This is a genomic window from Clostridium merdae (assembly GCF_900176635.1).
Lineage (GTDB): Bacteria > Bacillota > Clostridia > Oscillospirales > Acutalibacteraceae > Faecalispora > Faecalispora merdae.
This window is the reverse complement of record NZ_FXLN01000004.1, coordinates 1,054,073-1,068,863: the sequence shown is the minus strand read 5'-3', so window position 1 is coordinate 1,068,863 and position 14,791 is coordinate 1,054,073. Positions and strand designations below refer to the sequence as shown.

17 protein-coding genes, 1 pseudogene and 1 riboswitch are annotated in these 14,791 nt (G+C 41.8%); of the genes and pseudogenes, 15 read left to right on the top strand and 3 right to left on the bottom strand.

Annotated elements, in window-relative coordinates; all coding sequences use genetic code 11:
• The first annotated feature begins 247 nt into the window (after positions 1–247).
• The 13 genes and pseudogenes from CAN90_RS10720 to CAN90_RS10660 all read left to right on the top strand — a co-directional run bounded on the left by CAN90_RS10720 (position 248) and on the right by CAN90_RS10660 (position 11,091).
• Positions 248–1,636, top strand: a pseudogene (locus tag CAN90_RS10720) (DUF4417 domain-containing protein).
• Positions 1,637–1,694: 58 nt separating this feature from the next.
• Positions 1,695–2,276, top strand: a complete 582-nt coding sequence (locus tag CAN90_RS10715; protein ID WP_085833810.1) for a hypothetical protein — start codon at positions 1,695–1,697, stop codon at positions 2,274–2,276.
• A gap of 102 nt (positions 2,277–2,378) precedes the next feature.
• Positions 2,379–2,651 (top strand): hypothetical protein, encoded by a 273-nt coding sequence (locus CAN90_RS10710; RefSeq protein WP_085833809.1) that lies wholly within the window; start codon positions 2,379–2,381, stop codon positions 2,649–2,651.
• A 92-nt stretch (positions 2,652–2,743) separates the two neighbouring features.
• Positions 2,744–3,055 carry a hypothetical protein gene (locus CAN90_RS10705; RefSeq protein ID WP_085833808.1) on the top strand — a complete coding sequence of 104 codons (312 nt, stop codon included), beginning with the start codon at positions 2,744–2,746 and terminating at the stop codon, positions 3,053–3,055.
• Between the two features lie 86 nt (positions 3,056–3,141).
• Complete coding sequence (mnmL, locus tag CAN90_RS10700) at positions 3,142–4,056, top strand: tRNA modification radical SAM protein MnmL/YtqA (RefSeq protein WP_085833807.1); 915 nt, start codon at positions 3,142–3,144, stop codon at positions 4,054–4,056.
• Between the two features lie 41 nt (positions 4,057–4,097).
• A riboswitch (FMN riboswitch) is annotated at positions 4,098–4,212 on the top strand.
• 151 nt (positions 4,213–4,363) lie between these two features.
• The gene (gene ribD, locus CAN90_RS10695) at positions 4,364–5,464 is read left to right on the top strand and encodes a bifunctional diaminohydroxyphosphoribosylaminopyrimidine deaminase/5-amino-6-(5-phosphoribosylamino)uracil reductase RibD (protein ID WP_085833806.1); all 1,101 of its coding nucleotides are present in this window, start codon (positions 4,364–4,366) and stop codon (positions 5,462–5,464) included.
• The gene (locus tag CAN90_RS10690) at positions 5,446–6,084 is read left to right on the top strand and encodes a riboflavin synthase (RefSeq protein ID WP_085833805.1); all 639 of its coding nucleotides are present in this window, start codon (positions 5,446–5,448) and stop codon (positions 6,082–6,084) included. The genes ribD and CAN90_RS10690 overlap by 19 nt, the downstream gene beginning before the upstream one ends.
• 11 nt (positions 6,085–6,095) lie before the next feature.
• Positions 6,096–7,295 (top strand): bifunctional 3,4-dihydroxy-2-butanone-4-phosphate synthase/GTP cyclohydrolase II, encoded by a 1,200-nt coding sequence (locus tag CAN90_RS10685; RefSeq protein ID WP_085833804.1) that lies wholly within the window; start codon positions 6,096–6,098, stop codon positions 7,293–7,295.
• A 20-nt stretch (positions 7,296–7,315) separates the two neighbouring features.
• Entirely contained in the window at positions 7,316–7,783 is a 468-nt protein-coding gene (ribH, locus tag CAN90_RS10680; RefSeq protein ID WP_085833803.1) for a 6,7-dimethyl-8-ribityllumazine synthase, read from the top strand.
• A 237-nt stretch (positions 7,784–8,020) separates the two neighbouring features.
• Complete coding sequence (locus CAN90_RS10675) at positions 8,021–9,322, top strand: MFS transporter (protein ID WP_085833802.1); 1,302 nt, start codon at positions 8,021–8,023, stop codon at positions 9,320–9,322.
• A gap of 245 nt (positions 9,323–9,567) precedes the next feature.
• A complete protein-coding gene (locus CAN90_RS10670) occupies positions 9,568–9,876 on the top strand; it encodes a DUF2834 domain-containing protein (RefSeq protein ID WP_085833801.1) in 309 nt (102 codons plus the stop codon).
• Positions 9,873–10,481: a TetR/AcrR family transcriptional regulator gene (locus tag CAN90_RS10665; protein ID WP_085833800.1), complete on the top strand. Its 609-nt coding sequence runs from the start codon at positions 9,873–9,875 to the stop codon at positions 10,479–10,481. The genes CAN90_RS10670 and CAN90_RS10665 overlap by 4 nt, the downstream gene beginning before the upstream one ends.
• 127 nt (positions 10,482–10,608) lie before the next feature.
• Positions 10,609–11,091, top strand: a complete 483-nt coding sequence (locus CAN90_RS10660; protein WP_085833799.1) for a hypothetical protein — start codon at positions 10,609–10,611, stop codon at positions 11,089–11,091.
• Between the two features lie 48 nt (positions 11,092–11,139).
• Here CAN90_RS10660 and CAN90_RS10655 read toward each other — a convergent pair whose 3' ends face one another.
• The 3 genes from CAN90_RS10655 to CAN90_RS10645 form a co-directional block, all read right to left on the bottom strand.
• The gene (locus CAN90_RS10655) at positions 11,140–11,508 is read right to left on the bottom strand and encodes a hypothetical protein (RefSeq protein ID WP_085833798.1); all 369 of its coding nucleotides are present in this window, start codon (positions 11,506–11,508) and stop codon (positions 11,140–11,142) included.
• Entirely contained in the window at positions 11,505–12,140 is a 636-nt protein-coding gene (locus CAN90_RS10650; RefSeq protein WP_085833797.1) for a TetR/AcrR family transcriptional regulator, read from the bottom strand. The genes CAN90_RS10655 and CAN90_RS10650 overlap by 4 nt, the downstream gene beginning before the upstream one ends.
• 353 nt (positions 12,141–12,493) lie before the next feature.
• Positions 12,494–12,727, bottom strand: coding sequence for a hypothetical protein (locus CAN90_RS10645; RefSeq protein WP_085833796.1), 234 nt, complete (start codon positions 12,725–12,727; stop codon positions 12,494–12,496).
• A 215-nt stretch (positions 12,728–12,942) separates the two neighbouring features.
• Between CAN90_RS10645 and ku the strand changes: the two genes are divergently transcribed.
• Both ku and ligD read left to right on the top strand, forming a co-directional pair.
• A complete protein-coding gene (ku, locus tag CAN90_RS10640) occupies positions 12,943–13,755 on the top strand; it encodes a non-homologous end joining protein Ku (protein WP_085833795.1) in 813 nt (270 codons plus the stop codon).
• Complete coding sequence (gene ligD, locus CAN90_RS10635; protein WP_085833794.1) at positions 13,755–14,735, top strand: non-homologous end-joining DNA ligase; 981 nt, start codon at positions 13,755–13,757, stop codon at positions 14,733–14,735. Before ku ends, ligD begins: the two co-directional genes overlap by 1 nt.
• The last annotated feature ends 56 nt before the right edge of the window (positions 14,736–14,791 follow it).

Genomic DNA, 14,791 nt, shown 5'->3' with positions numbered 1-14,791 from the left:
AAATCAACAAACTCTTGAATAGATTTGGAATGGTCACTTGCTACGATAAAGAGCAAGAAGTACTATATAAGATTTTCCCCAGAAAATCTTCCCCAATGAGTCAAAAAACATGCAGGTTCAAATCGCTTTTTCTTAGTGCTTAATATCGTTTTAAAGAAACTTGTATGATTTCATGCAAGTTTTTTCTAGTTAATCCCTTAGTTATGAAAAGAATTTTATCTTTATCATAACTAAGGAGTGGCTAATTGTGACAGAAGAAAATTATAAATACCGTACAAGTCCTTTTTTTCTCCGCAATCAATTTTCTGGTGAGGGGAAACTGGTCAGGCCTACAATACCCAAATTGAATTTTAGTGAAGATGACTTTGCTGATCTAAGGCTAATCGGTTTTGATAAAACCAGTTTGGAAAACAATTACTATTTAAATAGGATGGTACACTTCTTTCTATATGACTACAAATTTGAACGAGTGTGGAAAAATCCAGATAATAATTTAGAAAAGCTAAGATGATATCGAGCGGTATTAACACCAGATTTCAGTGTTTACCGAGAGATGGCTCCGATCATGCAGCTTTATAATACCTTTCGCAACCGCTGGTGTGGAGCTTATTTTGCTTCAAAAGGGATTCGCGTCATCCCATCAATAAGCTGGGGGGATGAGAATACATTTGATTTTTGCTTTGAGGGAGTTTCTAAAGGCAGTGTAGTAGCCATATCTACCTATATGGTATCTGAACATAATAATCACAGTGATCAGAAGGAATTTTTCCTAAAAGGATACAACGAGTTGATGCGTCGTATTGAACCAGAAAAAATCATATGCTACAATGAACCATTTCCAGAAATGCAGGGAGATATTATTTTCGTTGATTATGACTTAAGTTCATGGCGATATATGAATGATGATCCTTATGTACCGTCTAAATATGTGTCTTATATTACAGGGGAAAGACCGTTACCCCCAAACAGCAAAATTATAATCAAAAGTGGATTAGTCATTCGCGATGATGTATTATTAAAAGGAATGGGTAGTGCCTTTGGTGGAGAGTGGAGGCCGAAAAAGCCGGATGATGAACGCCTTTTAGGAAAGCCTGGAGAAATAAAGGAAACCATCTCTAGAGGTGGGTATCGTAGACTCACAAAAATTGGAGCAGATGGCCGAGCGATAATAGAACGCCATTATACAGACAAACCAAATTCAAAATATCACACGAATCCCCATGACCACAGTATTGATTGGTCTAGTGGATTCCCCAAGCTCAGCCCCCCGATTAATTATTACGACACTATCCCAGAATTTAAAAGTTTTAGAAAGGTAGATCGTATGACTACATTTACAAGAATAAATAGTGAGGAAGATGATTGCTTTAAATCAATCAGCGATTTTAAGTGGTGTATTAACTCAGGCGGTGAAGTCGTGTTTATTTGGAGCGGTAAGACCTATGGAATTTCCTCTAAACTAAAAAAATCACCAGAGTCACCAGAACAAATTTTAATCTCACAAATTCTGATTGAAAATCAAGAGGAAACGGAAATGTGGTGTGATTCGCCCGATGAAGCTTTAGAATATCGAATTGATGGTGTTCGTCTACGTGAAATTATCACAGAAGTCGAATTAACAGACCGTACAATTTAAAACATACGGCTGTGATGAGCATCCGCATAAATTTAATGATGATGTATTATTAAGAGGAATGGGAAGTGCCTTTGGTGGAGAGTGGAGGCCAAAGAAGCCGGATGATGAGCGCTTTTTAGGAAAGCCTGGAGAAATAAAGACAACCTATGACAAAAGAGGGTTTAGAATTGATACCAAAATAGGCGAAGATGGCCGAGCGATAAGAGAACGCCATTATACAGACCATAAAAGATCAGATATACATTCAAATCCTCATGACCATATCATTAATTGGAACAGTCCCAAACATGGTAAGCCTAATTTTGAAAAGCCTCATATTAATTATTGGGATGGAGAAATTCCAGAGTTTAAATATTTTAAGGGGGTGGGATATATGCCAAATAGCATAGAAGATAATCGCTTTCATACAATCAGTGATTTTGAAGATTGCATAATTCGAGGTGGAGAGGTCGAATTTATATGGAATGATGTTACGTATACTATTACCCATCCAGAAGGAAGGATTAATATCAGCGAAGCATATAAACCAGAAACGGAAAAATGGTGTGACACTGCTAATCAAGTTTTAGAATATATAATTAATGGAAAAAAACTACGCGATATTATTACAAAAATTGAGGTTATCTTTAGATCAATCTAATGGATTTTAATGGATTTTCTATAATGCAACAGTTTATAAGCATACCTGTAAACTCATAAAATACCAGAGTTCAAAACTTTTCATGGAGGGGAGACCAGACGTATGAGTGTGTATAATCTAGACGATATTTATCGTTTTTATACTATCAGTGAGTTCAAAATGAGTATGTGTTACGGTGCTGAAGTTGTAATAGAATGGGATGGAAAAGAATATGGCATTTGGTCAGAGGAAGGTAGCATCCGAATAATATGTACCAATGAGCCGGAGAAAGAATCCATTTTTTCAACATCGGATGATTCACTTGAATATATTCTTGGTAATGACCACCTGCAAGATGTGATTACACAGGTGACAGTCATTAAACGAACCATTTAGAGGAAATAATGCTCATAGATTACTAAATAATTTTTGATACTTATCATTACACTATTCTTTTCCACTTTTAATCTTATAAGGGAGTACTAAATATGCGGTATATGATTGGAGCAAACACACTGGAAGAAAACCGTTTTAAAACTATCAGTGATTTTAAATGGTGTATTGAAAGGGGCGGTGAAGTAGAGTTTTGTGTAGGAGAACGGGTCTTTGGTGTTTTTCCCAAATTGAGGCGTGCTCCGGAAGCTCCGATGCAAATTTTGATTTGCGAAAAATTTGTCGAAGATCAGCAAGCCACAGAGCTATGGTACAGTACTGCCGATGAATCCTTAGAATATCGAATTGATGGTATCCGTCTGCGTGATATAATCACAGAAGTCGAAGTAACTGACCGTACAATTTAAAACATAAGTCTGTGATGGACATCCGCGTTAATTTAATATTAAATAGCCTAGTATACTTATACCATTACAATGTTCGGAGGTCATCTATGCCACACACATACCTCACCGCAAACGTTTTTTGTCGTCAGATGTTTGGCGAAAAAGTTTATAAGCTAGCGCTATCTGCCTCGACGAGCTGCCCCAACCGGGATGGTACGGTGGGCGTGGGCGGCTGCACGTTCTGTTCGACGGGTGGCTCTGGGGATTTCGCCGCTCCATCTGCGTTTCCAGTTTCGCGACAGATTGACGAGGCGAAGCGGATACTTGGCGCTAAGGGCGAGGGACTCAAGTATATCGCATACTTTCAAAGTTACACCGGCACCTACGGTGACCTTGTTCTCCTTGAGCGTATCTACACGGAAGCGGCAGAGCATCCGGATATTGTTGGACTGTCTATTGCAACAAGGCCAGACTGTCTTGAGAGTGATGCATTGGCAATGCTGGAGCGACTGGCGGCAAAAAAGCCCCTCTGGGTGGAGCTGGGTTTGCAGACCTCGAATGAGGAGACAGCAAAACGCATCAACCGCGGTTATTCCCTTTCGGCCTATGAAAAAGCAATGGCGGACTTGAAAGTGCTGGGCGTCCATCGAATCACCCATGTCATCCTCGGGTTGCCGAATGAAAGTCGGGCAGATATGCTGGCTACCGTCAAACATGTTGCACGGTATACGGATGGAATCAAGCTTCAGCTGCTCCATGTTCTTGAGGGGACAGCGCTGGCAGAGAGCTATCGCCAGGGCGAGTTTCGAACGTTAGAACCGGACGAGTATTACGAATTGGTAGCCGACGCATTGGAGCTGCTGCCAGAAAATGTGGTTATTCATCGTCTCACCGGTGATGGCGCTAAGCGGGATCTAATCGCCCCAAAATGGAGCGGCGATAAGAAACGTGTTCTCGCGGGCCTAAATCAGGTACTGCGTGCAAGAGAAATTCAACCGACGAAATTCTCAAATACTTTTTGATTGACAAGATAAAATTAAGTGGTAAAATAAAAGCAATTGAATAACATCTTCAGGGCAGGGTGCAATTCCCTACCGGTGGTAAAGCCCACGAGCCGCAAGGCATGATTCGGTGAGATTCCGAGGCCGACAGTACAGTCTGGATGAAAGAAGATAACAGCTACAGTTTTCTGTGTGTCTGCATTTTTTTGCTCTGGAATATTTATATTCCAGAGCTTTTTATTTGCAGCAGCATAGTTTTGCGCCTGTGGTAGAAAGAATGCCCTGAACTTTTTGTTCAAGGCATTCTTTCGTTTTATGGAGGTGCTGTATGAACGATACAGAATATATGCGCCTTGCGATTGAGCTCGCAAAGCAAGGCTGTGGCTGGGTAAACCCCAACCCCATGGTGGGCGCGGTGATTGTTAAGAATGGCAGGATCATTGGGCGGGGCTATCACCAGAAATATGGGGAATTCCACGCAGAGCGAAACGCACTATCCAACTGCCAAACATTGGCTACCGGTGCAACGCTTTATGTTACGTTAGAGCCCTGCTGTCATCATGGCAAAACACCGCCCTGTACGAAAGCAATCATTGAAAGTGGAATTAGCCGCGTGGTAGTTGGTTCTTCTGACCCCAATCCGCTGGTTGCGGGGAAAGGAATTGCTATTTTGCGTTCTCGTGGTATTGATGTGATGGAACATGTTGCAAAGGATGAATGCGACAAGCTCAACGAAAGCTTCTTCCATTACATCCAAAATAAAACGCCCTATGTAGTCATGAAATATGCAATGACCATGGACGGAAAAATCGCTACGCGCTCTGGGAAATCCCGATGGATTACCGGAGAAAAGGCACGGCACCGTGTGCATGAGGAGCGGCATCGCTACACTGCCATTATGGTTGGTGTAGGCTCGGTTCTTGCAGATGACCCCATGCTGACCTGTCGGCTGGCGAAAGGCAGAAATCCCCTGCGGATAGTCTGTGATACCACTTTAAGAACACCGCCGCAGGCAAAGCTTGTTACTACCACCAATATAGCTCCTACCCTCATCGTTACGGCTGTAACCGATATTAACCGCCATCGGCCGTATCTTGCCTCAGGTTGCGAGGTTATGGTAGTGCCGCCAAAGTCGAATCACATTGACTTGAACATCTTGATGAAAAGACTCGGTGAAAAGCAGATTGACAGCCTCTTGCTGGAAGGAGGCGGCACTTTAAATTGGTCGGCACTGCAGTGTGGCATTGTGAATAAAGTACAGGCATATATCGCCCCCAAGCTGTTTGGCGGTAGCGGAAAAACTCCGGTAGAAGGTTTTGGAATTGATTCTCCAACGGACGCTTTTCGATTAAGTGCACCGGTTATCACACAGTTGGGCGAAGATATTTTATTTGAAAGTGAGGTGATTCGGTGTTCACAGGAATCATAGAAGAGGTGGGTAAAATTCAGAGCATTCGAAAAGGTGCGAGCTCAGCGATGCTGTCGATTCAGGCATCGGACATTATGCAGGACATTCACCTTGGGGATAGCATTGCAGTCAACGGTGTTTGCCTTACGGTTACCTCTATTTCCTCGAACAGTTTTACCGCCGATGTGATGCACGAAACCCTGAACCGTTCTTCTCTTGGCAACCTGCGGATAGGAAGTTCTGTTAATCTGGAGCGTGCCATGGCGGCAAATGGCAGGTTTGGCGGCCACATTGTTTCTGGGCATATTGACGGCACCGGAGTAGTTTCGGGCATTCACAAGGATGATAATGCCGTTTGGTACACAATTAAGACCCCCTTACCTGTTCTTCGGTACATCATTGAAAAAGGTTCCATTGCCATTGACGGCATCAGCTTAACTGTGGCTAGCGTGAATAAAGATAGCTTTCGTGTTTCCATCATTCCGCATACGGCATCACTGACAACGCTATCCAACCTGCGAGTGGGTGATTCAGTTAATCTGGAAAATGACTGCATCGGGAAATATGTGGAGCGCCTGATGGGGAAAGAAAGACAAAATAATCATATTACAGCCGGTTTTCTTGCGGAACACGGTTTTTAGGAGGAAGCAAAATGTATGAATTTAGCAAAATTGAAGAGGCGTTAAAAGACCTTCGCCTTGGGAAAATCATTCTGGTTACAGATGATGAGGATAGAGAAAACGAGGGGGACTTTATTTGCGCCGCTGAGTTTGCAACCACCGAAAACGTTAATTTTATGGCGGTGCATGGAAAGGGCCTGATATGTATGCCTATGAGCGAAGCACTCTGCCAAAAGCTACAATTCCCTCAAATGGTCAGAGACAATAACGATAACCACGAAACAGCGTTTACAGTATCTGTTGACCATGTGGATACCACTACTGGAATTTCAGCCGCAGAGCGCAGCATCACCGCAATGAAATGCGTAACGGAGAATGCGAAGCCGGAGGATTTCCGTCGCCCTGGCCATATGTTTCCACTGCTTGCAAAAAGGAACGGCGTACTGGAGCGAAATGGACATACCGAGGCAACTGTGGATTTAATGCGGCTGGCGGGTTTGAAAGAATGCGGCCTTTGCTGTGAAATTATGAGGGACGACGGAACCATGATGCGCACGCCGGAGCTCATGGAGTTGGCACAAAAATGGGGTCTTACAATGGTTACAATCAAGGCCTTGCAGGAATATCGCAAACGAAATGACAAGCTCGTGGAGCAGGTGACCTGTACCTCTATGCCAACAAAGCATGGTGAATTCATGGCCTATGGATACGTCAGCAAGCTCAATGCCGAACATCATGTGGCGTTGGTCAAGGGTGAAATAGGGGATGGCGAAAACCTGCTATGCCGGGTTCATTCTGAGTGCCTAACCGGGGATGCATTTGGTTCTATGCGCTGTGACTGCGGCCAGCAGTTTGCAGCAGCCATGAGCCAAATTGAAGTGGAGGGGCGGGGTGTACTGCTTTACATGCGTCAGGAAGGGCGTGGAATTGGTCTAATGAATAAGCTGCGCGCCTATGAACTTCAGGATCAGGGTATGGATACTTTAGAGGCGAATCTTGCACTTGGTTTTCCAGCAGATATGCGCGAATATTTCATTGGCGCACAAATATTGCGTGACCTTGGAGCCAAGACGCTACGATTGCTTACCAATAATCCAGATAAGGTCTATCAGCTTTCTGGGTTTGGCTTAGAAATCATTGAGCGCGTTCCCATTGAAATGGATGCGTCTGATTATGACCGATTTTATCTTGAAACCAAGCAGAACAAAATGGGCCATATCTTACATTATTAAATAAAAGGGAGATTCCAATAATGAAAACATTTGAAGGTAAACTTGTATCGAAGGGCATTCGGGTTGGTATTGTCGCCGCACGGTTCAATGAATTTATTACAAGCAAGCTGCTTGACGGTGCTCTAGACGGACTAAAACGGCATGAGGTCAGTGAGGACAGCATTGAGATCGCCTGGGTTCCGGGTGCCTTTGAAATTCCCCTCATCGCCTCTAAAATGGCGAAAAGCGGTAAATATGATGCGGTTATTTGCCTTGGTGCAGTAATTCGCGGTAGCACGACCCACTACGACTATGTGTGCAGTGAGGTCTCCAAGGGCATTGCTCATGTATCCCTAAATAGTGATATACCAGTAATGTTCGGTGTGTTGACAACAGAAAACATAGAGCAAGCAATTGAGAGAGCCGGCAGTAAGGCCGGTAATAAGGGGTTTGACTGTGCGGTTGGTGCAATTGAAATGGTGAATCTAATTCGAGAGATTCAAATTTAATATACTTCAGCCCATTATTGCCCATATATCTAATTGCTTCTCATAGTTTTCTATGCTAATATTAACTTTGAGGTGTTATGTATTATGGTAAAATTACCGCTTTGCACTGTCTTTGCTCCGTGCATGGTCTGATATAGGACGGTAATTGCGCGGAGCGGTTTTCCTTTTAATAGGAGTATACCGTCCGAATCGGGCTGTGCTTCACTTACAACTACTTATATTGTAAGGAGCAAAGCCATGAGGAGTAACTTATTTTCAGGCCTTAGGGATTTTTTTATCCTATGGGGTTCGCAGTTCGTATCCACTTTGGGTACGGCTATGACCAGTTTTGCACTCGTTGTTTGGGTATATGGGCAAAAAGGCACAGCTTCTAGCCTTACGTTATTGTCGGTCTGTTCGCTTTTGCCTTCCATTCTATTTAGCTTTGTCGCCGGTACTATCGCTGACCGCTGGGACAAAAAACATACCATGCTAGTAACAGACTCCTTTGCAGCACTTGGAACAATTACGATTCTGGTGCTGTATGTAACATCCTCTTTGCAAATTTGGCATTTGTATATCATTAACTTTCTGCTTAGCTTCATGAATGCTTTTCAAGGCCCGGCATCGTATGTAGCAACAAGCTTACTTGTTCCCAAAGAGCAATATGTTCGGGTGAGCGGAATGCACGCATTTTCGGGCTCTATTATTACCATATTGGCTCCGGCGCTGGGGAGCGCGGTGCTCGCTTTCGGCGGACTAAAAGCAGTTTTAATAGTTGACCTAACTACCTTTTTAATTGCTTTTTTAACATTACTACTTTTCATAAAAATACCACCGTTAAAACGCAATACAGAAGAAGTGAAAGAGTCGTTTCTAAAATGCTGTTTGTCCGGTGTCCGCTTTCTGAAAGAGCATACGGCGCTTTTGCGTATCATCTTGTTCTTTGCTTTTATCAATTTTATTGCAAAGATGGGCAGTTATGGGATGTTGCCCGCGCTAATTTTGAGCCGAACTGGCAACGACCAAGTCTCGCTCGGCATGGTAGAAGCCGCCGTGGGTTTCGGAGCACTCTTCGGGAGTATTGTTGTTGTGTTAACAAAGCCTGCAAAAAGCCGGGTGAGTGTGATATTCTTTGCTTGCGGTATCTCTTTCTTATTGGGTGATGTGGGGATTAGTTTGACGCACACGTTACCACTTTGGATTATTGTGGCCTTTGCCTCTAATGTGCCGATGGCGTTCTTGAACGCTAATTTGACTGCGATTATGCGCACGAATGTACCAATCGAAATGCAAGGTCGTGTTTTTTCGGCAAGGGATACCATTCAGTTTAGCACGATTCCCGTTGGGCTATTTTTGGCAGGCGTGTTGGCAGACTATATTTTTGAGCCGTTCATGACCACGACGTCAAGCACACAGCAAATATTATCTTTATTTTTTGGCATTGGTAAGGGAGCCGGTATCTCAATTCTATTCTTTATTGTGGGTATAATAGGATTTGTGACAAGCTTATTATGCCTAAAAAAACCTCTGTATAGGGTTCTGGACGAAGACAAGTAGGCGGCGTCTAACTTTTAATCAGTATTCTACTATATAAAACGAAAACGGATATCTCATATGGGGTATCCGTTTTTTATGTATGCTTTTACCGGAGAGTAATCTGAGTGTAGCTGCAGTAAGGTGATACCGTGTACGAAAAATTGTTGGCTTTGCTATGAATAGATTGACTTTGAACTTTGTGCGAAGTACAATGAATCTAACTTGTTGAGCAACAAGTTAAATTCATTCTAAAGGATGTTTTTTATATGAAGAAAGTATTCTTGGGGTTCTCTGTTCTTGGCACGATTATTCCATTTGCTATTTTTGTGCCATGGCTTCTTGTGAATGGGCTAAATGTATCTCTGTTCATTAGTGAGTGGCTCTCCACACCAATCTCTAAATTTTTTGCTGCCGATTTTATTATTACATGGTTGGTCTGGTTGTTGTTCATTTTTGTTGACCACAAGAAAAAAGGCATTACATTATGGTGGATTCCTTTTGTGGGTAATTTTTGCATCGGTTTATCCTTTTCGGTACCATTCTATCTGTTCTTGCGTGAGCAGAAGAGAGGATGAATAAAGCCATGCGAGATGCCGAAAGTACAAAAAACAAGATACTAGACTCCGCAGAGCAATTGTTTGCAACAAAAGGATACAACAATACAAGCCTTGTAGAAATTGGCGAGCATTCCCATTTTTCAAGAGCTACACCTACGTTTCATTTTAAAAATAAAGATACATTATATCAAGCGGTGCTGCTGCGTTTAATGGATGACGAAAGAGATTTTGTTAAGCGTACGGATTTATTAGACAGTGATGACATTGTGGGCCGTATAAAGAAGCTGCTTTGCGCGCATATCGATTTTATTTTTCTGCGACCAACATATGTTCCGTTGATTTGCAGGGAGGCTCTTGATAACAACGGCTTCCTTTTATCCACACAAAACTTTTTAGCGGTCGTAGAACAGGGGAAAGAACTAATAGAGCTTGCACGTAAACGAGGATTTATCGTCAACGAAGACAGTGACAGTATTTTAATGTATTCTCTTTCCATAACCTGGTTTCCTTTTTTACAGAAAGATTTGATTGCAAAGTCACTTGGAATTGACCCTTTTTCAAAGAGTTTTCTACAAAGGCACAAAGATTTTGTTACAACAACGTTCATACAAAGTTTGTTGTAAGTTGTAACACTCGCTACTAGGGTTGCACCTTTATGACTATATTTGAAACCAGCTAAATATCTGGGTGAAAATGCGGCGACTGCGATTGCTAGTGAGCCAAATCCAATATTATAAAAGGAGATTAACCATGGCCATAGTCATTAATCCCCAAAGTCTTGATGAAATCACCGAAGACCGCGAAGTTACCAAGCTATTAAGGCAGCAAATCGTACCTTTTGAAGAGACTTTTCAAAAGGAAGTCTGGATTTATTGCAAGAAATTAGGCAGCTTTGTTCATGCTCCCGTTTCCTTAAATGATTACAAAAGAATGCTTCCTTTTGCAGAGAATAAACCTTTGGTGAATGAGGTTTTTGCTATGCTTCAGACTTACGAATTGCCCAATGATACTTTAGATGAAAGAAATGATGTGATAGGCTATTTTTATAGTATTGCACTTATTTCTGTTGCAAAAGAAAATCGTTCGGAGCATATCGCATTCCTTGAAGAATTGGCGGATAAATTCAAAAAAGAGAATAGCCGTTATGTAGGGGTTCTCCATAGAAATATGAAGCGATTATGCAAAGATTACCCCGACTTAAAACCCATACAATTATCATTGGAAGCGCAGTAACATACATAAATAAATTTAGAAAGCTGCTATACAACGGCGGAGAAAGATTTACTTGGATAAAAACGGTGCAAGCCTTCCAATAACAGCCTTGATAATGATACACGCCGCGATGGTAAATAGCGCAATTTTGGGGTTATGTATAATGGGAATACTCCACTTCAATATTTGCGTTATGGTAGCGAATAATGCGATTGTTCCTAAAATGTAACCGATAAGGGTAAGCGGATGAGCGGGTGCGGTGCTGATGAATTTACCGATTGTCGGCATAATCATGCACATAGCAAAGCCGATTGCCCCCAAAGTGATAGCAGCAGACCTTGTTCCACTAATAAACAAAATTTGCTTGCCTGATAAACCTGCACAAACGATTAAAATAGTGATTAGGCACTCTGCCGCCAGTACTCCAATCCCTTTCATTGTCTTTCGCTCCTTCTATAAATTTTATTAAATTGTGTGATGTGTTTTTCTAAAAACGATAGTGCTTCGTCGTATTTATCTGGCTGACCATCATATTTACACAGCAGTACATAAAGTGGGGAATAGAACTGTAAGGCCATTGTCATTGGGTCGGCGTCGATATACACCTTTTCTTTTATTAAGTTCACAAATATGACGGAGATATAATCTAGGCCGTTGTTTAGAATTAGTTCCCTAAAAAATTCACCAGCCTCTGAATTTCGATATTGCTCCATGGTCAGCATTCTACGCAGCTGTGAACCATACTCCGTTTTTAGATAAAATTGAAACATTGAAAGGCTGATACGGAATAGTTCTTCTCTTGTATCGAATTTTCCGGAGAGAATATGCGAGATGCTATCTGGGGGAGTGAAACTGGATGTCATTTCTTGATAACGACGTTCCACATCCTTTAAAATGGAGTCAAAAATATCCTGCTTGCTATTAAAATGTTTATATAGGGCACTTTCCCGAATACCAATTTCTTTTGCGATATCTCGAACGCCAACTCCCTCATAGCCTTGTTCCGAAAACAATTTTAACGCGATTGTTAAAATGACTTCCTTTGTATCTCGTGATTCTTTTTTTGGCATAGTAACCTCCCATGTGTTTTTGGTGAACAATTGCTCACATTTATTATAGTGAACGTTTGCTCACTAGTCAAGAGCGGGATTAGATTGTCATATCAAAAATTATAAAAGAAATACAACCGTTTTGCTCAAGGAAAAAAGAATGTAATTTTAATAATAAAACATGCAAATAAATCCCCGCAGCCTAATTTTACTTGAGCTGCGGAGGATTTTTCTTTTCCTATATAAAACTTTAAAGTAGCTATTGGAGCGCTAGTCTACTCATTCTCCCAGAGGGAATTTGAGGTACTTTTTCGTAACAGCAAGTAAATATACAACAAGAAAGCACTCTCATTTCCAGCCTGGAAATAAGAGTGCTAGTCTTTCCCCTCCACAAACCATCGGTCTTCTTCAAGCCATACATAGCGCTCTTGCCCCCGAATGCGGCATAAATACCGTATTCCCGTACCACCTGCTTTTAGAGATGCTGCCTGCCGAACATCTAAGATGCGGTCAATCTCAAAAAGCTGTTCCGGTGACCAGCGAACGGCAAGTGGGATGATTTGTCCATCCTCTGTATATCGTACTATCATATCTACATACTTCTTCATAGTTTACCTCTGGCCACAAAAATTTGAAGCGAAGGGAATTCATCCTTACATCAAGCCATTATAATCTCATTCATTTGTATTCTATGAAACTATAATAGAATATATGTTCGAATTTATCAATGGAAATTAATTGCAGTGTTAATCAATGGCCTTCTTGTTAGTAGGATTTTTCAGGAATGGTAAGTACATAATAAGCAAAAAAGGAGGTATTTTTCATGGCTGTTGCAAGGCGAACAATGATATCCTTTGGGCTAGTAGCGATTCCCGTTGCTTTATACACTGCAACGCAAGACAATGATATACACTTTAATCAACTTCATAAGGCTGATCATTCACGCATCAAATATAAAAAGACATGCTCCCACTGTGGGCAGGAAATTACCGCAGATGATATAGTAAAAGGCTTTGAGTACGATAAAGAAAAATATGTAATTGTTACGGATGAAGAGGTAGAGAAGATAAAAACGGAGAAGGAAAAATCCATTCAAATTCTTCACTTTGCAAATTTAAATCAAATTTCCCCCGTGTACTATGAGAAGACCTACCAAGTAATACCGGAGGCCGGCGGGGAGAAAGCCTTTGAGCTTTTACGAAATGCACTTATGCAAGAGCAGAAAATAGCGGTTGGTAAGGTCGTGTGGGGTGCAAGCGACACGCTTATGTGCATTATCCCCCGTGAGGATGGTATGATTATTGCAACCATGTACTATGCTGATGAAATCAAGGAGCTTCCCAAATCCTATACAAAGCCGGAGGTAACGGAGCAAGAACTAAAAATGGCAAAGGCGCTTATAGAAAGTATGGATACTCCATTTGACCCGGCTGCATACCACAATGAATATCAATCCAAATTAAAAGAGCTGATTGAAAGCAAAATCAATGGCAAAGAAATCGTTGCACCGAAAGAAGCAGCAACCAATAATGTAATTAGCCTAATGGATGCCTTGCAGGCCAGCCTTGAAAAAAATAAGGCTGGGGAGGAGAAAGCGCCTAAGAAAAAATCTGGCCGTAAGACCAAGGGTGCGTAATGGATATCTTCGAAGAAAAAAATGCGAAGCCTATGCTCATTGCTGAAATGCAGGAGCCATTTGACAGCGCTGATTATATTTATGAACTAAAGCTGGATGGTGAGCGCTGCCTTGCGTATTTGGATGACAGCGGAGTCTATTTGCAAAACAAGCGCGATTTTATATTAAATCCACGTTTTCCAGAGTTTAGTGACCTTCATAAAAACGTAAAGGGCAGATGTATTCTGGATGGAGAAATAACGGTACTTGTAGATGGCAAACCAGATTTCTCTGAGGTGCAGCGTCGTGCAATTCTTTCAAATCCATTCAAAATCAAACTGTTGGCCGAAAAATATCCCGCTAGCTTTACCGCCTTTGATTTGCTGTATTACCAAGAAAAACAAGTGACGAATCTCCCTTTAATGGAACGAAAAAAGATTCTAGCCCAAGTGGTAAAAGAGAACCATTTGCTATCTATATCTCGATATATTGAAGAAAAAGGAATTGATTTATACCAAGCCGCAGCGAGCCAAGAGCTGGAGGGTGTTGTTGCCAAAAGAAAAGATAGCCTTTACACCATGGGTAAACGCTCAAAAGACTGGATAAAGTTTAAAAATTTGAAGGATGATGACTTCGTAATATTGGGTTACATTGAAAAAGAAAACAATGTAGTCAGCTTAATTCTTGGGCAATACCAAGGTAGTAAGATGCTGTATAAAGGGCATGTTACAATGGGAGTTTCACAGGCGGAATTTAAGCAAGTGGAAAAAGCAAAGCGTGTAATGCCTCCCTTTGTGCCGCCAAGGGGAAATGAAAATGCAATTTGGATTCACCCTGACCTTGTGTGTACGGTAAAATATATGGAGATTACAGGAAAGGGTGGCTTGAGGCATCCCATTTACAAAGCACTGCGGGATGATAAAGAGCCAAAGGACTGCATTGCTTCGGTAAACGATGCTGCTGCCGCTCTTACACTGAAAGAAGAGGATCCGCCGCAATAGCGAACGGTCCTCTTTTCTTGTAATTAGTAGATTTGGTAAATACTGTATCTAACCAT